Annotated in this window: 17 protein-coding genes; 9 read left to right on the top strand and 8 right to left on the bottom strand. The window is 53.2% G+C overall.

The window, feature by feature from the left end; all coding sequences use genetic code 11:
* Window position 1 precedes the first annotated feature (1 nt).
* The 4 genes from phsA to ACN0RV_RS11920 all read right to left on the bottom strand — a co-directional run bounded on the left by phsA (window position 2) and on the right by ACN0RV_RS11920 (window position 5,261).
* Window positions 2-2,281, bottom strand: a complete 2,280-nt coding sequence (phsA, locus tag ACN0RV_RS11935) for a thiosulfate reductase PhsA (RefSeq protein WP_417347820.1) — start codon at window positions 2,279-2,281, stop codon at window positions 2-4.
* A 297-nt stretch (window positions 2,282-2,578) separates the two neighbouring features.
* Window positions 2,579-2,872, bottom strand: coding sequence for a DUF3144 domain-containing protein (locus tag ACN0RV_RS11930; RefSeq protein WP_417347819.1), 294 nt, complete (start codon window positions 2,870-2,872; stop codon window positions 2,579-2,581).
* Window positions 2,873-3,080: 208 nt separating this feature from the next.
* Complete coding sequence (locus tag ACN0RV_RS11925) at window positions 3,081-4,445, bottom strand: transglycosylase SLT domain-containing protein (protein WP_417347818.1); 1,365 nt, start codon at window positions 4,443-4,445, stop codon at window positions 3,081-3,083.
* A gap of 24 nt (window positions 4,446-4,469) precedes the next feature.
* Entirely contained in the window at window positions 4,470-5,261 is a 792-nt protein-coding gene (locus tag ACN0RV_RS11920) for an ETEC_3214 domain-containing protein (protein WP_417347817.1), read from the bottom strand.
* Between the two features lie 208 nt (window positions 5,262-5,469).
* Between ACN0RV_RS11920 and ACN0RV_RS11915 the strand changes: the two genes are divergently transcribed.
* The 5 genes from ACN0RV_RS11915 to ACN0RV_RS11895 are packed head-to-tail and all read left to right on the top strand — an operon-like array spanning window position 5,470 to window position 10,274.
* Complete coding sequence (locus ACN0RV_RS11915; protein WP_417347816.1) at window positions 5,470-6,456, top strand: hypothetical protein; 987 nt, start codon at window positions 5,470-5,472, stop codon at window positions 6,454-6,456.
* A gap of 12 nt (window positions 6,457-6,468) precedes the next feature.
* On the top strand, window positions 6,469-7,158 hold the full coding sequence (locus tag ACN0RV_RS11910; RefSeq protein WP_417347815.1) for a hypothetical protein: 690 nt from the start codon (window positions 6,469-6,471) through the stop codon (window positions 7,156-7,158).
* A 15-nt stretch (window positions 7,159-7,173) separates the two neighbouring features.
* The gene (locus ACN0RV_RS11905; RefSeq protein ID WP_417347814.1) at window positions 7,174-8,295 is read left to right on the top strand and encodes a hypothetical protein; all 1,122 of its coding nucleotides are present in this window, start codon (window positions 7,174-7,176) and stop codon (window positions 8,293-8,295) included.
* A 28-nt stretch (window positions 8,296-8,323) separates the two neighbouring features.
* Window positions 8,324-9,679, top strand: a complete 1,356-nt coding sequence (locus ACN0RV_RS11900) for a hypothetical protein (protein ID WP_417347813.1) — start codon at window positions 8,324-8,326, stop codon at window positions 9,677-9,679.
* Window positions 9,680-9,692: 13 nt separating this feature from the next.
* Entirely contained in the window at window positions 9,693-10,274 is a 582-nt protein-coding gene (locus ACN0RV_RS11895; protein WP_417347812.1) for a hypothetical protein, read from the top strand.
* 63 nt (window positions 10,275-10,337) lie between these two features.
* On the opposite strand, the gene ACN0RV_RS11890 is transcribed toward ACN0RV_RS11895, so the two are convergent.
* The gene (locus ACN0RV_RS11890) at window positions 10,338-12,125 is read right to left on the bottom strand and encodes a sensor histidine kinase (protein WP_417347811.1); all 1,788 of its coding nucleotides are present in this window, start codon (window positions 12,123-12,125) and stop codon (window positions 10,338-10,340) included.
* A gap of 142 nt (window positions 12,126-12,267) precedes the next feature.
* Here ACN0RV_RS11890 and ACN0RV_RS11885 point away from each other — a divergent pair, with 142 nt between their 5' ends.
* The gene (locus ACN0RV_RS11885; protein WP_417347810.1) at window positions 12,268-12,885 is read left to right on the top strand and encodes a response regulator transcription factor; all 618 of its coding nucleotides are present in this window, start codon (window positions 12,268-12,270) and stop codon (window positions 12,883-12,885) included.
* A gap of 47 nt (window positions 12,886-12,932) precedes the next feature.
* Here ACN0RV_RS11885 and ACN0RV_RS11880 read toward each other — a convergent pair whose 3' ends face one another.
* Window positions 12,933-13,544 (bottom strand): chromophore lyase CpcT/CpeT, encoded by a 612-nt coding sequence (locus tag ACN0RV_RS11880; RefSeq protein ID WP_417347809.1) that lies wholly within the window; start codon window positions 13,542-13,544, stop codon window positions 12,933-12,935.
* 482 nt (window positions 13,545-14,026) lie between these two features.
* Window positions 14,027-14,470, bottom strand: a complete 444-nt coding sequence (locus tag ACN0RV_RS11875; RefSeq protein WP_417347808.1) for a PACE efflux transporter — start codon at window positions 14,468-14,470, stop codon at window positions 14,027-14,029.
* Between the two features lie 84 nt (window positions 14,471-14,554).
* Here ACN0RV_RS11875 and ACN0RV_RS11870 point away from each other — a divergent pair, with 84 nt between their 5' ends.
* Both ACN0RV_RS11870 and ACN0RV_RS11865 read left to right on the top strand, forming a co-directional pair.
* A complete protein-coding gene (locus tag ACN0RV_RS11870) occupies window positions 14,555-15,484 on the top strand; it encodes a LysR family transcriptional regulator (protein ID WP_417347807.1) in 930 nt (309 codons plus the stop codon).
* Window positions 15,485-15,707: 223 nt separating this feature from the next.
* Window positions 15,708-16,169 carry a glycine zipper family protein gene (locus ACN0RV_RS11865; protein ID WP_417347806.1) on the top strand — a complete coding sequence of 154 codons (462 nt, stop codon included), beginning with the start codon at window positions 15,708-15,710 and terminating at the stop codon, window positions 16,167-16,169.
* 88 nt (window positions 16,170-16,257) lie between these two features.
* Here the strand turns inward: ACN0RV_RS11865 and ACN0RV_RS11860 are convergent, their stop codons facing one another.
* Window positions 16,258-17,853 carry an ABC-F family ATPase gene (locus ACN0RV_RS11860; protein WP_417347805.1) on the bottom strand — a complete coding sequence of 532 codons (1,596 nt, stop codon included), beginning with the start codon at window positions 17,851-17,853 and terminating at the stop codon, window positions 16,258-16,260.
* Window positions 17,854-18,001: 148 nt separating this feature from the next.
* Here ACN0RV_RS11860 and ACN0RV_RS11855 point away from each other — a divergent pair, with 148 nt between their 5' ends.
* A complete protein-coding gene (locus ACN0RV_RS11855) occupies window positions 18,002-19,123 on the top strand; it encodes an endonuclease/exonuclease/phosphatase family protein (RefSeq protein WP_417347804.1) in 1,122 nt (373 codons plus the stop codon).
* The last annotated feature ends 159 nt before the right edge of the window (window positions 19,124-19,282 follow it).

Below are 19,282 nucleotides of genomic sequence, written 5' to 3'. Positions count from 1 at the left end.
ATTAGATCTTTTCCACTTTCACCCCGGTGGTGTGCAGGTTCATCCCTACAACCGGAGCGGTGACATGAGGCAGCAGGTTGCCGCAGTGGACGCCCTTGCCAAAGGCTCGAGCCAGCTCCTTGTTCTTGGAGCCAAAGCCCATGTAGGCAAACACGGTGTCCGGGCGGATGCCTGGGGTCACCAGGGCCTTACCCTCTTCACTGCCTACGTCGTTGTGCAGGCGGATGGCGTCGCCGCTCTTGATCCCCAGCAGGCCGGCGGTCAGCGGATGGATCCACACGGCGTTGTCGGACATCAGGTTGGCCAGATAGGGCACGTTATGGGTGGCGCCGTTGGTGTGGATGGCGGTCTTACCCTGAATGAAGAACAACTCGTCCGCCTTCTTCAGGTTCACCTCGCGGTACTTGATGATGCCGCGACCGGGAGCCATCTCCTCCACCTTGGCGGAGGTCAGTTCAATCTTGCCGCTGGGGGTCTTGAACTTCATGGCGCTGGCGTAGGTGCCATCGGCGTCCAACGGACGGGCGGTGTCGTACTGGGCGGCGAAGTTGGCCACCATCTCCGGCTCGCGCAGCATCAGAGGTTTGCCGAAGCTGACGTAGCCTTCCTGCTTGATGCGATTCAGCAGCTTGGCGTCCTTTTTCACCTGCAACAGTTGCAGGGTTTCGATGTTCTCCCAGGGGAAGTACTGACCCAGGCCCAAGGAGTCGGCGACCTGCTTCCAGATCAGCCAGGAGGGTCGGGTATCGCCAATGGTTTCGACTACGGGCTGACGCACGTAGTAGGCGGGGCTCTTGCCGGACTTGTCGAAGATCTCTTCGGAGCGCTCCAGGTAAGTGGACTCAGGCAGAATCACGTCGGCATAGGCGGCGGTTTCGCTGACATAGACGTCACAGCTGACGATGAAATCCATGGCGTTCATCGCTTTGACCACCCGGGCACGGTCGGTCATGGTCTGCATCGGGTTGGTACGGCTCATCACCCAGCCGCGGGTCTTGTAGGGCACACCGTCCAGAGCGGAGTCGAGGATGCTCTGGTAGATGCCGCCGTTGGACCACAGCATGGCGAACTGCTTGTCGACCATGTCGATGCGTATGGCGGTCGGCTTGGGCATCTCCACCTTGGGCTTGGACAGGCCTGGAGTGACATCGGCGCCGGCAAACTTGTTGTAGGTCTTGGCTTTCTTACCGCCATACAGGCCGCCTTTGCGCTCGATGTTACCGATGAGTACGTTGGCGGCGAAGATGGCGCGGCGCAGTTCGAACTCCTCGGTGGTGAAGGTGGCACGGTGACCGAAGTCTACAACCGCATGGGGGGCGGCGGCGGCGTACTCGTGGGCGATGCGGCGAATGTCCTCGGCGGGCACATCACTGATGGACTCGGCCCACTCTGGGGTATAGGCGGCCATCTCTTTGGCAAATTCATCGAAGCCCACCACGTGGCGTTCGATGAAGGCCTTATCGTAGAGGTTGTCCTTGATCAGCACGTGACACAGGGCCAGGGCCACAGTGACGTCAGTACCGGGCTTAATGGCGTGCCACTCGTCACCCTTGTCGGCGACCACGGAGAAGCGAGGCTCAAACACCACCAGTTTGGCGCCACGGTCTGCCTGGGCTTTCATCAGGCCGCGGGTCTCGGACATGTTGATCCCCTCATAGAGGTTGTGTCCGAAGTTGATGATGTACTTGGAGTTGCCCAGATCCCGTTTCATCTTGGTGCCGAAAATGGCAAAGGCGGCGATTTTATAGGCGGTAGGACAGGTGGTGCCGTGGTTGAAGGTGTTCGGGCTGCCGAACGCCTTGGCCAGGTGGAACAGGTGTTTGTGGTTGGAGCCGGACTTGGAGGAGAAGGCGACGGATTCCGGGCCGTATTTCTCTTTGATTGCGCCAAGCTTTTCGGCGATCAGGGCGTAGGCCTCATCCCACTCGATCTCTTTCCACTTACCTTCACCGCGTTCACCGACGCGCTTCAGGGGCTTCACCAGGCGCTGCTTATCGTACAGCAGGCTGTGGCCGGCGCCGCCACGGGCACAGACCGCGCCGCCGAAGGACTTGGCGTTGGCATTACCCAGGATAGAGACATTCTTGCCATTGACGATGCGGGCGGAGATAGGACAGCGGGTGGAGCACATTTCACAGATGCTCTTCACCTCAATTGCTGAACCCTTGAGCTCGGTCTGCTCAAGGGCGCCCAGGGTGCCCGGCAGCAGACTGGCCAGAGCACAACCTGCGGTGCTTGCCCCGGCCCCTTTCATAAAGGTTCGCCGATCGAGTTTCATCATGATTCCCCTTTTGGATTTTGATGGGTCTCCCCGCTCACCGGGTGCAGCGATCAGCGGGAGGGATACTCAGTTGTCAGGGTCAGTGTCGAACGGGCAGGCAAGGGTCGGTATTGTGGTAAACCACATATCACTCTGATTGGTTAACGCTTTGTGATCTCTTTCGCAGTTCGATTTTTGAGCGATGAGTAATTGGGAGTTTGTCTATTGTGGTAAACCACAAAATATCAGCGGGGCAGATAAGAGAATGATTCTTGATACAAAAAAGCGCCCGACTGGGCGCTTTTCGAGAGAGGGTTCTTAGCCCTGATTTTTCATGTAGCCGTCGAAGTTCTCGATGTAGTCCTTCATGTTGGCTTCCAGCATCTTGCGATACTCTTCCACGTAGTACTCCATCATCTCCTCTTTGCGAACGGTCATCTCCTCGGCGCTGTTAAAACCGGAAGCGCCGAACCAGGCGTTGTAACGGGCCAGAGCCCACATGAAGGAAGCGCTCACTTCGCCAGCCTGGATTTCGGGATCCTTGTTGTGGTCATTCGCCAGGTGGATATGGGCGTTGGCGCGGTCGAAAAACGCCTTGTTGGAATCGGACATGGGACTCTCACTCGTTTTGGTGTCGTTGACGGCCAACATTACGTGGTTTTATGGGCAATGGCTATGGCAGAGCGCCATATCTGGGAGGAGGGCTGTTTTTCTTGTCTGGACTGCTCGAATGCCCAAGTTGTGGCCGATGCGGATGCATCTACTGAAGTAAGTCTATGGCAGTGCAAAGGTCGGAATCTCTGCACTGCCCTGCTATGGACTATAGCTTTATGTCCTTGGTTAAATTTGCATATTCACTTCTATAGTTATTGACCTTCCTGAGATAGGTGCGAGTTTCTTTATAGGGTAAGTTGGTCATCAAATGGTCATAGACCTCATCTGGGGTCATGGTATTGATGACCTTCACAGCGGCACTGACGTTTCTACCTTTGTAGGTGAAGGCTTTGGAGACGTTTCCTGCGCCGGTGTTGTAGGCTGATATAACGCAATAGAGCCTGCTGGTAGGGTCTTTGATGCCCTTTAAGTAGCTACTATTCAATATGTTTAAGTAGGCAGTACCATAATGGATGTTGGTAGATGCCTGATACAGTTCATCCGCACTTGGCATTGAAGACTGCTGGTGTACTTTTTGGTTAACATCCAGCCCGGCACTTGAAGGAACTATTTGCATCAATCCGAATGCGGGTATGTGTGAGCGGGCCATCGGGTTGAAGCTGCTTTCTGCTCGCATGATGGCCAGGGTCAAGTTAAGGTCCAGACCCCACTTCTTTGATTCCTCCTGTGCGGTAGCAAGGAAAGGCTGGGCTTTCTCGAGCTCATTGCTGTCTGGCATTTTAATGTAGTAAGTAGTGATACTCTTTTTTGTCGGGTCCGCTGCTCTCTTCCTGTACTCTTTGGCGAGTTTTTTCTTTCGCTTCTCGAGTTCCTCGGATGAATTGCCTGTAAGTGTTCCTTCGGAGCTCTCTATATCTCGGCTATTTCGTGGTTGTTCTGGTGACATTTGCGTGAGCATGGCATCCAGATTCTCGGCGTTATACTCTCTTTTTCTGGTTGTGGTTGATGCCTTAGAAACCATGGCATTTATGGCTTTTCCGGGGGCTTGCTCCGATTCAAATACTTCTTTATGCAGAGCCGGAGCTCTCGGTATGGTAGTGGCTCCGGGGTGTTTTGAGTTACTTAGCTTGGATTCTACTGGATCTGCACTCAGGGCTTCCGCTACGCTTTGTCTGGCTACCTCTTCCAAAGCTTTAACGATCTTGTCAGTGGAAGGTGTATCTTCAGATGAGTGAACGACAGAGATGCGAATTTCATTCCCCTCGAAGTCTATTTCGCTTCTCACTGAATTCTGCTCGCTGTAGCTGACCTGTACTTTCTGGCTGCTTTGCTTGACTACATCCCACTGATTTAGAAGATTCAGCCTGTACTCATCATAGGCCTTTATGTAATCACTCCTGAATGCATTGTAACTCTCCGTCCTCTTTGATTTGTATGCGTTAATAGCTTCTTGCTGCTGCGCACGATACTCCTCGTAAGTCTGGGGCTTATCGGCAGATACTGCGGTTGATGCAGTGACTAAGGCAGCCATGGCATAGGCGGTGAGGCAGCTTCTTAATAGGCTTTTCATCCTTGATAGAGCTCCTAGAAGTGTTTACTTGAAAAGTGTTTTAATCTCATGGGTTGTGAGCAGTGATTCCGCAACGGTTTCACTACTTAACTCTGAGATAGAGTAAAAGTTTGGCGAAAACGATTCTCGAATGTCCCTCACTGCTTTATAGCTGCTTTCTGGATTGACGCTTATTGATGTGGATAACTGACTCAACGCTCGTCCTAGTGCTTGCTCACCTTCGCCATACTCAGTTCTGCCAAGGTATAAGGCGAGGAACATGCCACTTTTATCCAGCTCATGACGCTCCATGTAGTAGGTCAGGTTATGGTTGTCATAATTGATTCTTGGGTCTTCAAAGGGAATCTCTGACAATTTTTGTGTCGACAGTCTTATGTTTGTATAAGGCACCGTGGGCGCAAATGGGCCCGCTAAGTTCAATGGGCTATCAACATTCATCGCTTGTACTAACACGCCTTGGATTCGGTCGCCTTGCGCCATTAACGTCAGTAAATATTTATCATTGTGGTAGTAACGAAACTGAACTCCTTTGTGGTTTTTGGATGGTTTGATTACCCTTGGGGGACCTAGGCTTTTTTCTATATAGGGCAGGTAATTCCCTACATTTATCGAGTGTACTTTTGCTTCTTCTACTTGGTGAGTAAAACTCTTTAAAATAACTTGGTAAATTGTGATGGATATCTCTTTTGTATCATTCCAGTTTCCAAAGGCAATCATGAGCCCAATCAGATACAAAAAGCTTGATCGAGCTCTTCCAATGGCCGTCAGTCCTTGGTTTACAGCGTTTTCATCGCGTTCTTCGCCGGTGGTTGACATAGCTGTTAGTGATGGAAGTTAATGATTTTACTAGCATGTATCTTCTTTGGTTGGTGTTCAAGAGGTTGATTTAAATTTTTCTAAAGTATAGGATTCGAATCTAACGAAGCTCATGGCTTCTAGCACGCAAGTTGGTCATGGAAGAGTAACTTGCGCTCCAAAGAGTTGTATGACGCTAACAAGAACAACAGGAAGGTAGTTCGGTAGCATGTCTTTTAAATCTTCAAAATCCCTATGCTCCAGGCTTATTTTTGTTGCCTTGATCATGAATCTGGTTTCATATTCCAATCCTGCTTTCTCCTTTCCGGATTGGTATCTTTCACCGCCCTCGCAAGATGAAAGATTCTGGTTTGGAGTTGGTGTCGGAGACAGTGTTTCTGAGTCAAGAGTTAATGCTCTAGCTGATGTTTCAAAGCAGTTTTATACGAGAGTAAAAAGTAAAAGTGAAACTCTGCTTGAAAAGAGTGGCGGGGAAGGGAACAGTTCCTACAAAGAAAAGTCGGTAGCGGTAACGGATGAATTTCACTTTGGGAATCTAGAGGTCATCAATCAGGAAACAGTTGAAGGAAAGAGTTACCTCCTTATTCGTGTGGATAAAGCCGAGTTTCTGGCTCTGAATGCCAAGGCAGTACGCGGAAGCATTGACACTTTCGAAGATAAAATAGCACGAGCCAAAATATTAACTGGCCTGGGGCGGATTTCTGCATTGGCAGAAGCCAAGGAGCAGCAGGAAAGAATTCGCATTTTATTGCCATCGCTGGTCCTGATGTCTGCAAGTTTGAAGGCATCAGAAGCCAAGTTTAGTGCGATGTCCAAAGAGTTTTCTTTGTTGATCGCATCGACATCCATCACTGTAAAAAGTATGCAGCACTTTAAGCCGTTGTCCGATGCTTTACAAAATGAGTGGAAAGACGAAGGGTTCTCTTACAGCCCTAAAGCGGCAAACCAATTGATCTGTGTGGTGAGCGCAAAGCAATCACAGGGGCGTGATTCAAAATCCCATGTGGCTGCATTGAGGGTTCAGGTTCAGTTCTTAAGTGATGACGGCACTCAAGTAGGCTCTTACCAAAAATCATATCTAGAAAAGTCTAAAACATCTTTGGAAGAAGCCAAGAAAAAAGCTTGGACTCTGGCGACAGAAAGTATTGGCAAGGACTCATTCAGACACCTAATGAAAATTAACTCTAAAACCTAGCAAGGAAAAAAGATGATGTTTAAGAAATCTGCGTTACTGATCTCGGTATCACTTGGGTTGGTTCTCTCTGGCTGTGCTTCCACTGAGCCAGAGAGTGGCTTAACTGCCGAGCAAGTGGCCAAGATGGATAGAAATGAATATGTAGGTCAACTGCATAATGAGATGGAAGCCGTGGGATTCGAGGTTCCCGCCATTGACCCTGTGATAGATAAAGTCACCGTGTCTATCAAGGACGTATTTGAGCATCAATACAAAGTGATGGATGAGTACCGAGCCATCGCGGAAGATCATCGTGACGTTCAGTCATTTTTACATGCTAACGAAGGTAGGTCTCCTGAAGAGCTCAGTGCTGCTATTTTGGCGTTTGACAGCCAGCTGAAGGAGGGAGAGGAGCCAATTGGAAAGCGTATCGTCAGATACACCAAGGCTAATGATGAAATCTTCAATGCGAACATTGAGCTGGCTGCAAACATTGCCTCAAATGCTTACTTGCTGTCGGAAATGATGGAGGAGGGTGCCAGTCATTTTCTGAGCCTGAGCGGACTGAGCTTGTTGTTGAAAGTCGGAGAAATCAATGATGCCTGGGATACGGCGCAAAAGAGAGTCGATTTGGCCCTTAAGGCAAACGATATGATCAGCAAGGATCAGGCTGTGGTTAAAATCGCTCAAGAGCTCCAGGAAGTGCAATCGATTAAGCTTTAATCTTTGGGAGTCGAGATGAAATTTCACCCTTATTGGGTAGTACTGCCGGCGATGTTCATCGCCGGTTGTGCGTCAACCCCAAGCATCCAGACCAAAAAGGTCGACATTAACAACCGTCCCTCTACGGCAAAAATCTCAAGGGCTGCTGAGGATTTTGAGGATAGTGATATTGAAGTGCCTGCGTATTTTGATACTCAAGGACTTCAAGATTGCACTTTTGATGTGTCCAACGAATCAGATCAGTGTCCGCTGAAGCGTTCCGTCATCAGGATGTATTTTGATGACAATAGAGTGAGTGGAAGAGGAAAGGGTGTAGACGCGTTGTCTGAGTTCAACAACCAGAAAATGGTTCATATGTTTGAAAATCAGATAGCGGGGCTGAATCGATTTCGCATCGTAACGCGAGATAATATTGTTGCAAGTGAGATGGCTGTAGCTTTGTCTGACCAAGGTGCTGAAGTTGTAGCAAAACGAGCAGAATCATCTAAGCCTCTCTTCCCTGACTACATTCTCAAGATAGACACGGTAAAAACTGCCGAGACCTTTTATGCTGAGTACAATGGGCAGGCGAATTATACCATTGAGATGACATCATCAGTTATCGACCCCTTCACCAAAGAAAAAATGAGTTCGCCGAACATTGGCAAAATTCGTGTTAATGGTACCGATGTCAGAGCAAAAACCGACCTTGTCTTTTCCGAAGTTAATGGCAGGTACTACACCGGTTTTAACTATGAAGATTCTGAGAATGTGCTGTCAGTAATGAACGATATGGCTTCACGTGGCTTCGACCTTCTCATCACCAGGCTGTTGTCTGAGATGCCGTCGACGGCTCAGGTGCTCGGGTTCAAGGGAGACAGGCTCTCGCTTGACAGAGGTCGTAACGCGGGCATTTTGCCCAATGAAGTGATGATTATATTCCAATATGAAGCGGGTTTTGTTGAACCCATAGGAGTCGCCACAGTAACGCCATCCTCTCATAGCTCCAATGGAAGAATCATAAAGTGGAAGAGGGCTGAGGTTGCTCGCAAGATACGACAGGCTGCAAAGAAATCTATCTATCAGCCTTCTGAGTCGAGCAAAGTATTTGCCGTATCTGTTGGTACTCCACCGGACTTCCTTGACTCTCGTACATAAGGGGATGAGTAGAGTGTGCTGCAAATCGATGAGTTCAGCTCTGATTCTATTAGCTCCTTTTCTGGTTGTTGCCAAACCTAGTTGGCAAGAAACAGCGATGCTGGGAAATGGCCCCAGCTATCTCAATGCGGGAGATCAGAAAGCTATTGTCGGCTATGGCTGCAGCAATGGCCGAGGTAACTCTGCAAAAGCACGGGCTTTGGAAAAGCTGAAATCGAAGGTGACTGGCTTCGTTTTGTCTGATGAAAGCTTGTTAGACAGGGCAGGGATGAGTAGCCAAGTTTCAGTTAACGTAGATGAAATGACGTTATCTGATTACTTCCTCAGGGGGAACGAGACCTGTGTATCCGGAATGATTCAGGTGGATCTTTTGTTTGATGCAGAGGATGGAGACAGTCAGGATTTTGTGTGGGATCAGGACAACGAAAGTTTCATCGTCACCGTGACCGGGGAGGGAGAAGCTCAACCTGAAAAGGGGGTCAGTGCCAGAGCTAATGCTGAGAAAGACGCACTGCAAAGAGCGATGCGTATTGCTATTGGTGAAGCTTTGGCATCAGATGAGGCTATGCAGGGCTATTTGTCTGGAAAAAGTGACTCGGTAAAGGAGTGGCTTTTCGAGCAATTCATCAGTGCCAACCTGAGCGGCGTCAATCAATGGGTCACACTCAGCAGAAACTCGGTTGGAGTGAACAAGGAAGAAGTGACCCTACAAGTTGAAATCGCACTTAGAGACATTGATTCCATCGAGGAAAGCATCGCCGCTTACATTGGATATCCGTCTATCTTCGTAAGCTCGAAAGGAGAGTCAGCAAAGTTAGAATTGGTTAAACAGCTGTCGAGCATGGATCTGAGACTGACTGACAACAGGGCTGAAGCGAGTCTCATATATGAGGTCGATTCAAGGGTGGTCAGTTTTGAAGGTCTGGGGCAATTGGACTTGAACGTTACCTTTAAGGACAGGTGGGGAAATGTGTATGGCCATTGGAGGAATACACCGAGCCTCATATCATTGCCTTTAGAAAGTGATGATTTAACCTTGAAGCTGATAAAAGTCCACTTTGGTTCGCACACCGGTTCTGTAAAACTTAGGGCTTCTGTCATCGACTCTCTCTTTCAAATGGTGAACGTCGGAGGTCCGATTCGGGAAGTGTTTTTTAATTCCTCTGAACTATCAAAAAGTGAACTTCTGCCCACAGTCCTGACGGAAATTGATGATTTAAAAATCATTGATCAAAGACAAGACAAAGGTCGCTCCGTCTTTAGATTAAGGTTTCTTGGATCCAACAAAGCGTTGATCCACTCAATGAACGTAGCGATTGAAGGAGCGTATCCCGAGGACTTTGTGGCAGGAAGAGTGTCCGATGGTTACAGGATTAGTTATTAGAATGGAGTTTGATATGAAAAGAATATTACCTTTGTCAGTATGCTTGGCGCTTCTATCTGGGTGCGCGTCTACGGAGTCAGAGCCAGAAATTAACAAGCAGCTGAACCAGAATGATAATGTGCCCGGTTGGGTGTTTAATCCTGTAGAAAAGGATGGTATCGCGTCAGCAACCTGTGTGCCTTGGTCAGGCAATATGCAGATCGACCGTTCCGAGGCTTTGGCTCAGGCTAGAATCGCACTGGCTCAGCAACTGGACATTCGAGTTGCATCAATTGAGAAGATCTTGGTCGAGAAGGAGTCCGCCGTCGAGGCAAAGTCGAGCAGTAGTTTCGAACAAGTGTCCGAGCAATTATCAAAGGCGCACATCAATGGCGCTATGGTGAAGCAGGTTAGTTTTGCGACTATCGATAGTAAGAAGCAGCTGTGTGCTTTGGTGACTATAGATGCCGCATCAACTAAGCAGTTGTTTGATGAGCTGTTGGAAGCAAGGGGGACAGACATTGAACCTTTGGAGGAGAAGGAAATCTTCGAGAGATTTAAGCTTCAGGCCGTCAAAGATGAGCTGAAGTCTTCGGAAAAGGGAAGTGAGTCCTGAGAAGACAAAAAGAGCCTGGCTTCATGAGCCAGGCTCTTTTCATAACAGCAAAGGCAAGTAGAGTTAGACTGCTCGCTTGAAGATCACCTCTGCGGTACAGCCCTCACCGTCAGAGTTATTACAGATGGAGAATTCGCCGTCCTGGGCTTTCACCAGATCGCTGCAGATGGCCAGGCCTAGGCCAAGCCCGTCACTTTTTGTCGTGGTGAAGGTGGCCATCATGGTTTGCGGGTCTTCGGCGAAGCCGGGGCCGTTGTCTATCACTCTCAGATGGACCTGTTGGTCATCGAACTGCAGTTCTACCAGTATCATTCCCTCATGGTCGGTGAGTTCAGACAGCGCATCTACGCTGTTTTTCAGCAGATTTATAAGCACCTGCTGCATACCCACTCTGTCCGCCATGGCGAAGTAGGGTTCACCGCTGACCTGGGTGCGGATCTGCACTCTATGGCGTTCCAGCTCCAGCTTCATCAGCGACAGCCCTTCGTCCACCAGAGTCAGCAGGTTGACTCGCTCGAGTACCGTCTCCCTGCGCTTGAGCAGGCCACGAATTCGCTGCACCACCGACGCCGCTCGCTGGGACTGTTGGTTGATCTTATCCAGCAGGGCCAGCATCTCGGTGTCCGGCTGGGTTTGGCTGCGCAAGCGAACCAGGCCGCCTTCGCTGTAGTTGTTGATCGCGGCGATGGGCTGATTGATCTCATGGGCCAGGCCGGCACCAATCTCCCCCACCACGGCGGCACTGTGGAGTCGTTCCAGTTGTACCGCTTTACGCTTCAACTCCCTTTCGGTCTCCACCAGGGTGTCGCTCTTCTGGCGGAACTTAAACTCAATCCAGAAGTGGTACAGGGTGGCGATGACGAACAGCAGGGCCAATACTACCCCCCATTTGCGGTTGGCCTCCATCCACTCCAGCAGCAGGTCCCACTTGCTCACCTCCTGTTTCTGGTAGTGAAGGTTGGAGAACAGCTGAATCACCTTGAGTTGGCTGATAGGTGCGGTCCAGCCCAGAGTACCAGCCTGGATGGCAGCAGGGTGATCCGGGGTCAGTTCATACAGGGCGCGAGTGATCTGCTTGGTGAGGTTGTAGCTCACCTCCTCGCTGGCGGCAAAAGACCAGTTGGGGTAGAGCTGGGTACTCACCTGGCAGTCGTAGCCGGAGGGGCGACTGGGGTTGATCACCCGAAAATCCTCGGTGCGGATCACCCCCTTTTCCACCATCTCCTCCAGGGTGCAGAAGGGGGTGATGGCGGCGTCGATGTTGCGGTCGCGAACCTGAAAGATCAGCGGCCCAAGGGGGAAGCCGAGAAACTTCACCTCCTTAAAAAAATCCTCAGGGGTCATACCCAGCTTGTGCATCAGGCCAACGGTCGCCTGGTAGCCACCCAGGGCATGCCGGCCGCTGGCGGCCACCACCTTGTCCTTGAGGTCATACAGAGTTCGGTAGTCGCTGTCGGCCCGAACTATGATGGTGGAGCCGATGGCGTAGGTAGCGCCATTGTGCTTGCGCGAGCGCATGGTGGCCAACCAGGAGAGAGGGAACTGGTTGGAGAGATAGAGGTATTGGCCGGGGTTGGTGACGATGAACTCAATCTCGCCAGCCTCGAGGGCGGCGTTCAGCTCCTCGAAGGAGCCGGGGCGCACACTGAAGCGAGCACCGTCCACCTTCTCGGTGAGGTAGTCCATCATCGGCTGCCAGCGTTTTTCTGCCTGCAGGTAGCCCCAGTTGGCCAGGACGCCGACCTTGAGGTGTTGCTCAGCCTCTTCGGCAGCCCGCAGTGATCCGGGAAGCAGCAGTAACAGGCTCAGTAGTCCAATCCACAGGGTGGCGATGCGCACGGCTTGATCCAAACTCAATTTCATGATGGTTTTAACATAAGCCAGTCGGCGCCGGATTCAATGTGAAGCGACTCAAAGTTAGGGACTTTGCTATCGCTTATTGGTCGGATCTGAGATATCACTCTATGAGAAAAGACTAATTCGAGGAAAGAGTATGACCCAGAGCCAGGGAGAGATGGTCTATCTGGTGGACGACGATGAGGCGATTCTCGACTCACTGACCTTCCTGATGGAGGGCTACGGCCTGAAGGTCAATGCCTTCAGCGGTGGTGGTGCCTTTCTGGAGGCGGTGGACCTCAGTCAACCCGGGTGCGTCATCCTCGACAGCCGCATGCCTGAACTGACCGGTCAGGAGCTGCATCAGAAGTTGAATGAGGCCAACAGCCCATTGGCGGTGATCTTCCTTACTGGCCATGGGGATGTGCCCATGGCGGTGGAAGCGCTGAAAAACGGTGCTTTCGATTTCTTCCAAAAGCCGGTTCAGGGCAAAGAGCTGTTCGAGGCAGTAAAGCGCGGACTGACCCACAGCAATAAACTGCACCATGACCTGACTCAACTGGCCCTACTCCAGGATCTTACCGAGCGTGAGCAGCAGGTGTTCCGCCTGGTGATCAACGGTTACACCAACAAGCAGATGGCGGACACCCTGTTTGTGTCGGTGCGCACCATCGAAGTGCACCGTTCCAACGTGATGAAGAAGCTCCATGCCAGCAATATGGCCGGCCTGTTGAAGTACTCCTCCCTGCTGGGTTCTTTGGATCAGATGTCGTAGTCAGCAAAAATTGTACAAAACACCGCCCTTTGGGGCGGTGTCCGTTTTCAATAGACTTTCTTTTCGAACCGGTAGCCACCCTGGGCGGCGCCCCACAGCTGTTGTCCCTTGTCATCGTACCCCTTGGTCCAGCGGATGATGCGATCTGGGTAGATCTCCAGATCGGTCTGGGCATAGCTGGCGCCATACATGCGGTTGGTGCAGGTGCCTGAATCGGTGCGTCCCTTGTAGCCTAAAGTATTGGGGTCATAGACCAGCGCTACATTGCAGCCGGGCCTGGGCAGCAGTTGCTCCGGGGAAACCGATTTCAGTGGCGCTTTTGAGTGCCAGGCACCGACGAAGTGCTTGGGGGTGGGCAACTCATACAGGTGAACCAGAACTCCGGAAGGGGTAGGTTCAAGACGCAACACCCGTTGACGGAAGGGGCGGTCGGGTCTTTTGGAGGAGGCGTGTTCCGAGTAGAGCCAGGGGCCGTCGCTGCGCTCCGTCCAGATGGGGACGATATGCAGCTTGAGGTTGAAGTAGTTGCGAAGCTCCTTTGACTGGGTCTCGCTGCTGTAACTGCCTGTCATCCATTGTGCCAACTGCTCTTTGGCTTCGATGGCCTGGACGGGTTGAATCAGGTGAATCAGCAGAAACAGTAAAGTCAGTAGCCTCATAGCCATCCAACAGAGTCGCTTCGGAATGAAAGAGGATTGTTGCATAAATGCGACAATTTGCAGAGGGGCCGAGGAGCCCTGGATGCAATTTTGAGTTTTAGCGCACAGAACCCGGTGGTTAGAAAAAGAAAATCCCCTGTGCTTGGAGCAACAAGGGATTGCCGGTGTATGCGGTCGGCCTGTGGATGATAAGTTGGCCTACGACATAGGATGGTGGTCGGCAAAATGCCGGGGCATCAGGCTCACTGACTTCCATTAGCCCCTGGGAGAGTCATTCGATGGGTTCAGGCTTAAAACTCCTGGTCCAATAGAGACACCCATAATCGTTGGAAACAGGCAACGACAACTGGATAGTAACAAAAGAAAATGGCCAAAATTGGTCATTTTCTGTTCTTGTGAGGCGCATTCTGACTGGCTTCGGGGTGGGGTGATGCCGCTCACGCTGAGCGGCAAAACTGGGAGCTTGGACGGGGCGCTTTCGCTTAACTTGCTTCTTTAGCAGCTTCGCAGTTGATGTTTCGGGTCATCAAGGCGGCGCGGGTCTTATCGTAACCCCAGTTGAAGACGATGGCGTAGACCAGGAAGAACAGGATAAAGCCGATATCCAGCAGCAGCACTTCCCACAGGCTTTTGGACAGTGACCACATCAGCACCGGCAGGGTCAGGGGCAGCAGGCCCAGCTCAAAACCCAGCCCATGGCCCAGGCGTACCAGGGCAGAGCGGCCGTTACGATCCTCTCCGAACATCTTGTCGAACATCAGGTTGTAGGCGTAGTTCCACCCCATGGCAATCAGTGACATGGCGATGGAGATGCCAGCGATGGTGTGGGTTTGCACCTGCATAAACAGCGGCACCAGGCCGACGATGATCGCCAGGGCGAAGGCTTCGAACAGCAGGGTGTGGAGAATGCGTTCTTTGGTAGACATATGGGGCTCCTGAAATTGGGCTATGGCGCCTATTCTATTTTTTATTATGATAGGTAAAAGTTATAAGCTATCGGTTTTGTAGATATGTATACCTTGGAGCAGTTACGCATGTTTATCGCTGCGGTGGAGCAGGGCTCTTTCTCTGCGGCAGCGCGTAAGCTGGGTAAGGCGCAATCTGTGGTCAGCCAGGGGATTGCCAACCTGGAGATAGACCTGAACCTCACCCTGTTTGATCGCAGCGGTCGCTCGCCGGTGCTGACCGAGCAGGGGCAGGCTCTGTTTGAGCAGGCACAGATGCTGATGCTGCATCATCAGCGGCTTCAAAGCAGTGCCCAAAGCCTGAGCCTGGGGGAGGAGAGCCAGCTGGTGATCGCCCTGGATGAAGTCTTGATGATGCCGGGTCTTGAGTCTGTGCTGGCCTGTTTCAGTGAGCGCTTCCCTTCAACCTCACTGGAGTTTCTCACGGCGGTCAGCCCGGATGTGGTCGAGCTGGTTGGCAGTGGCCGGGCGCACCTGGGGCTGATGTTTTCCCAGATCCCCTATCCGACAGAGCTCAATGCCAACTATATCGGCAGTCTCCCCTTTGTGGCCGTGGTGTCTCCCTCCCACTCCCTGGTTGCAGAGAAGCCTCTGACTCTGGATAAGTTGAGTCTGCATCGGCAGATCCTGGTCGGGGGCACCGGCGGCAGCCTGATGGTGGATTTTCCCGCCATCAGTCCAAATACCTGGAGCACCAATAACTTTTATATGGTGGCCGAGCTGGCCAGTCGTGGCTTCGGCTGGGGCTATATTCCGCAGCACCTGACCCAGGACCCGGTGTTTGGCTCCCGGCTTTTGCCCCTTGAGCCGGAGTTTGATACTCAGGCGTGGCAGGTGCCTGTGGATCTGGTGACCCGCCCGGGAGCGGAAAGTGGCCCGGGCCTGAACTGGCTGAAGCAGGCGCTTCAAGGGCTATTGGTCGACTCGGGGAGGGATTGTTCTGCCCGTCAGCCAGGATGTGCCGCTGCCAATTGACAGATATGGATATCGGCTTTTGGGGTAAGGAAGATGACGTATGTCATGGTGCAAAATCACAATAAATCAATGCTTTAATTTGTGGTGTGGTGCGGCTTTCTTTTGCAGGAAGGGTGTCGGCCGAGGGCCGATATGCCCTAGCACACCCATGTGATAGAGGTTCAGGACAGATTCAGTGGGTTGCTATCATTGTTCATTGCGTTGGTTATTTTTGGAGCTGATCATGAAACGCATCGTTTTGGTCTTGATATTGACCCTTCCCTCTGCCGGTGGTCTTGCTGAGGATTACATTATCTATCCGGCGGCTGGTCAGAGTGGTGAACAACAGAAGCAAGACACCATGGAGTGCCAGGCTTGGGCGACCGACAACACCGGCGTGGACCCGGTTAAACTGGCGAGTGAGCCGGCTCCGGCCAAGGCGGAAACGGGTGGTGAAAGGGCCCGGGGGGCTTTGGGCGGGGCTGCTGCGGGGGCTGCTGTTGGTGCTATTGCGGGTGATACCGGAGAAGGCGCGGCCATCGGCGCTGCGGTGGGCGTGATGCGAGGCGGTGCCAAGAAACGCAGGGCTGAAGCCGCCAATCAGCAGGCTCAGGCCGATAAACAGGCAGAGAAACAGGGGCAGATGGCCCAGTATGAGCGGGCATTCAAGGCTTGCATGGAGGGGCGGAGTTACACCATAAAATAGTGCGGGTACGCCATTCGTCGGATCTGAGGCCGATGCTCGAAGTGGGTGGGTAGGGTTGCCCGGGACAAGGCGTCCCGGGCAGCTGTCTTTAGCCTTCGACGCCCTGGCTGCGCAGGTACTCATCGTAGGTGCCGTGGAAGTCGGTGATGCCGTCCGCCTTCAGTTCGATGATGCGGGTGGCCACGGAGGAGACAAACTGGCGATCGTGGGAGACGAACAGCAGGGTGCCTGCGTAATTCTCCAGGGCCAGATTGAGCGCCTCGATGGACTCCATATCCATGTGGTTGGTGGGCTCATCCATCACCAGGATGTTGGGCTTTTGCATCATCAGCTTGCCGAACAGCATCCGCCCCTGCTCCCCCCCTGAGATGACGCGGGTGGATTTCTTGATTTCGTTCTGAGAGAACAGCATCCGGCCCAGGAAGGAGCGGATGGTCTGCTCGTCGGCGCCTTCGGTGGCCCATTGTCCCATCCAGTCGAACAGGTTCAGGTCGGTATCGAAGTCGGCGGCATGCTCCTGGGCGTAGTAGCCGATGTTGTGGTTTTCAGACCACTTCACGGTGCCGGATTTGGGTTCCATGCGGCCCACCAGGGTGTTGAGCAGGGTCGACTTGCCGATGCCGTTTTCACCGATGATGGCGATGCGCTCGCCTACTTCCACCCGCAGCTCCAGGTTGTTAAACAGCAGGCCGTCATCAAAGCCCTGGGACAGCTTCTCCACCTCAAGGGCGTTACGGAACAGTTTCTTCTCCTGTTCGAAACGGATGAAGGGAGATTGGCGGCTGGAGGCTTTCACCTCCTGCAGCTGGATCTTGTCGATCTGCTTGGCTCGGGAGGTGGCCTGGCGCGCCTTAGAAGCGTTGGCGGAGAAGCGGCTGACGAAGCTCTGCAGCTCGGCGATCTGCGCCTTCTTCTTGGCGTTGTCTGCCAGCATCCGCTCACGGGCCTGCTCGGCGGCGGTCATGTACTCGTCGTAGTTGCCGTGGTACATGCGCAGCTCACCATAGTCGATGTCCGCCATGTGGGTGCACACCGAGTTCAGGAAGTGACGGTCGTGGGAGATGATGATCATGGTGCAGTTGCGCCCGTTGAGCACCTCCTCCAGCCAGTGGATGGTGTGGATGTCCAGGTTGTTGGTGGGTTCGTCCAGCAGCATGATGTCGGGGTCGGCGAACAGCACCTGGGCCAGCAGTACTCGTACCTTCAGGCCGGGGGCAACGGCGCTCATCAGGCCAAAGTGCTGGTCCTCGGGAATGCCCAGACCCAGCAGCAGTTCACCGGCACGGGCTTCGGCGCTGTAGCCATCCATCTCGGCAAACTGAACCTCGAGGTCGGCAACCAGCATCCCCTCCTCTTCGCTCATCTCAGGCAGGCTGTAGATGCGATCGCGCTCGGCTTTCACCTTCCACATCTCCTGGTGGCCCATGATCACCGTGTCGATTACCGTGTACTCTTCGAAGGCCCACTGATCCTGGCCCAGCTTGGCCATGCGGGTGTTGGCTTCCAGGCTGACGTTGCCGGCGGATGGCTCCAGCTCGCCGGAGAGGATCTTCATAAAGGTGGACTTACCGGCACCGTTGGCGCCGATCAGGCCAAAGCGGTTACCGCCGCCAAACTTGGCGCTGATGTCTTCGAAAAGGGGTTTGTCCCCGAACTGCATGGTGATGTTGGAGGCGATGATCAAGGCGCTGCTTTCCCAGTGAAAAATTAAAAAAACGCCGCAGGTTACCCGTCCCATGGGGATTGTGCAAGTTTTCTGCACCTCTCTGGCTGTATCGTTTTACCAGCACTTTGTTACCATTGGGTTTTCTCCCGGCAGGCCAAACCACCCTATGAGCGCTAAGACCCCCACCCTGAGGGTGGCGACTTTCAATGTCAGCATGGAGGCGGATAACTACCGCCACCGGGAGGCGGCCGTTGATCCCAGGGCGTTGGAGAAGCGGCTGCGCACCGGTCGTCATCGCCAGATCCGTAACATTGCCGAGATCATTCAGCGGGTGCGGCCCGACATCCTGCTGCTCAATGAGTTTGATTACATCAAGGATCCCCGCCGCGGGGCATTGGCGTTTCAGCGCCGCTACCTGTCGGTGTCGCAAAATGGTCAGCGGCCCATCCACTTCCGCCACTATTACACTGCGCCGGTGAACAGCGGTGAGCCCAGCCCCCTGGACATCGACGGGGACGGCACCGCCTCGGGAACCGGCGGCGACGCCTGGGGTTTTGGTCACTATCCGGGGCAGTACGGCATGTTGGTGCTGTCCCGTTTTCCCATCGACACCCATTCGGTGCGCAGCTTCCGATTATTCCCATGGCACCAGATGCCAGGCGCCCTGGCGCCCATGCACCCGGATGGCTCCCCCTTCTATGACGAGCAGACCTGGCGCCAGCTCAGGCTCTCCTCCAAGAGTCATTGGGACCTGCCGATCCAGGTGAAGGGAAGGCGACTGCACCTGCTGGCAGCCCATCCGACACCGCCGGTGTTTGACGGGCCGGAGCGGCGCAATGCTGCCCGCAACTTCGATGAGATTCGGTTGTGGGCAGATTATGTGGACCCCAATCGAAGCGGTTATCTGCAGGATGACCAGGGCCTCAGTGGCGGGCTGGCGCAGCAGGCGGCCTTTGTCATTGCCGGCGACTATAACGCCTCGCCGGTTGAGGGACGCTCTCTGCCCGGGGCCATCGAGCAGCTGCTGACCCACCCTTCGATCAACAGCGATCTGCAGCCCACCAGCCTGGGGGGCGCCCAGCACTCACCGGATAACCCTCAGGGCCATAGTCATACCGCCGATTGGCGCGCCAGGGTGGATTACCTGTTGCCCTCCAGGGCGGGCATCGATGTGGTGAACGGCGGTGTGTTCTGGCCTGAGTCCGCCAGTGAACTTGCCTATCTGGTCAAAGGCCGCGGGGCGTCTTCGGACCACCGGCTGGTGTGGCTGGATCTGCGCCTGGAGTGAGGCGCCCCCAGCTGTTGGCCCAAGCCTTCTCTTTAACAAATTCAGTTAGATAGGTAACTCGTTGTTACTTATGCATTAACACCATCGCAACCATGCGTCTGATGCATAATTAAGTTGCATAATCTTCACCCCTTTCCCCTATGGCCCCGCCCTGCGCCG

The organism is Ferrimonas sp. (assembly GCF_048263965.1).
Lineage (GTDB): Bacteria > Pseudomonadota > Gammaproteobacteria > Enterobacterales > Shewanellaceae > Ferrimonas.
Note: the sequence above shows the minus strand (reverse complement) of the source record. Positions and strands in the feature narration are given on the sequence as shown.

Bases quoted from the DNA above. Each gene is read 5' to 3' on its own strand.
- ACN0RV_RS11915 (WP_417347816.1), top strand. From the start codon at position 5,470: ATGTCTTTTAAATCTTCAAAATCCCTATGCTCCAGGCTTATTTTTGTT.
- ACN0RV_RS11920 (WP_417347817.1), bottom strand. From the start codon at position 5,261: ATGTCAACCACCGGCGAAGAACGCGATGAAAACGCTGTAAACCAAGGA.
- ACN0RV_RS11900 (WP_417347813.1), top strand. From the start codon at position 8,324: ATGAGTTCAGCTCTGATTCTATTAGCTCCTTTTCTGGTTGTTGCCAAA.
- ACN0RV_RS11905 (WP_417347814.1), top strand. From the start codon at position 7,174: ATGAAATTTCACCCTTATTGGGTAGTACTGCCGGCGATGTTCATCGCC.
- ACN0RV_RS11930 (WP_417347819.1), bottom strand. From the start codon at position 2,872: ATGTCCGATTCCAACAAGGCGTTTTTCGACCGCGCCAACGCCCATATC.
- ACN0RV_RS11855 (WP_417347804.1), top strand. From the start codon at position 18,002: ATGAGCGCTAAGACCCCCACCCTGAGGGTGGCGACTTTCAATGTCAGC.
- ACN0RV_RS11895 (WP_417347812.1), top strand. From the start codon at position 9,693: ATGAAAAGAATATTACCTTTGTCAGTATGCTTGGCGCTTCTATCTGGG.
- phsA (WP_417347820.1), bottom strand. From the start codon at position 2,281: ATGATGAAACTCGATCGGCGAACCTTTATGAAAGGGGCCGGGGCAAGC.
- ACN0RV_RS11910 (WP_417347815.1), top strand. From the start codon at position 6,469: ATGATGTTTAAGAAATCTGCGTTACTGATCTCGGTATCACTTGGGTTG.
- ACN0RV_RS11865 (WP_417347806.1), top strand. From the start codon at position 15,708: ATGAAACGCATCGTTTTGGTCTTGATATTGACCCTTCCCTCTGCCGGT.
- ACN0RV_RS11885 (WP_417347810.1), top strand. From the start codon at position 12,268: ATGACCCAGAGCCAGGGAGAGATGGTCTATCTGGTGGACGACGATGAG.
- ACN0RV_RS11875 (WP_417347808.1), bottom strand. From the start codon at position 14,470: ATGTCTACCAAAGAACGCATTCTCCACACCCTGCTGTTCGAAGCCTTC.
- ACN0RV_RS11925 (WP_417347818.1), bottom strand. From the start codon at position 4,445: ATGAAAAGCCTATTAAGAAGCTGCCTCACCGCCTATGCCATGGCTGCC.
- ACN0RV_RS11870 (WP_417347807.1), top strand. From the start codon at position 14,555: ATGTATACCTTGGAGCAGTTACGCATGTTTATCGCTGCGGTGGAGCAG.
- ACN0RV_RS11880 (WP_417347809.1), bottom strand. From the start codon at position 13,544: ATGAGGCTACTGACTTTACTGTTTCTGCTGATTCACCTGATTCAACCC.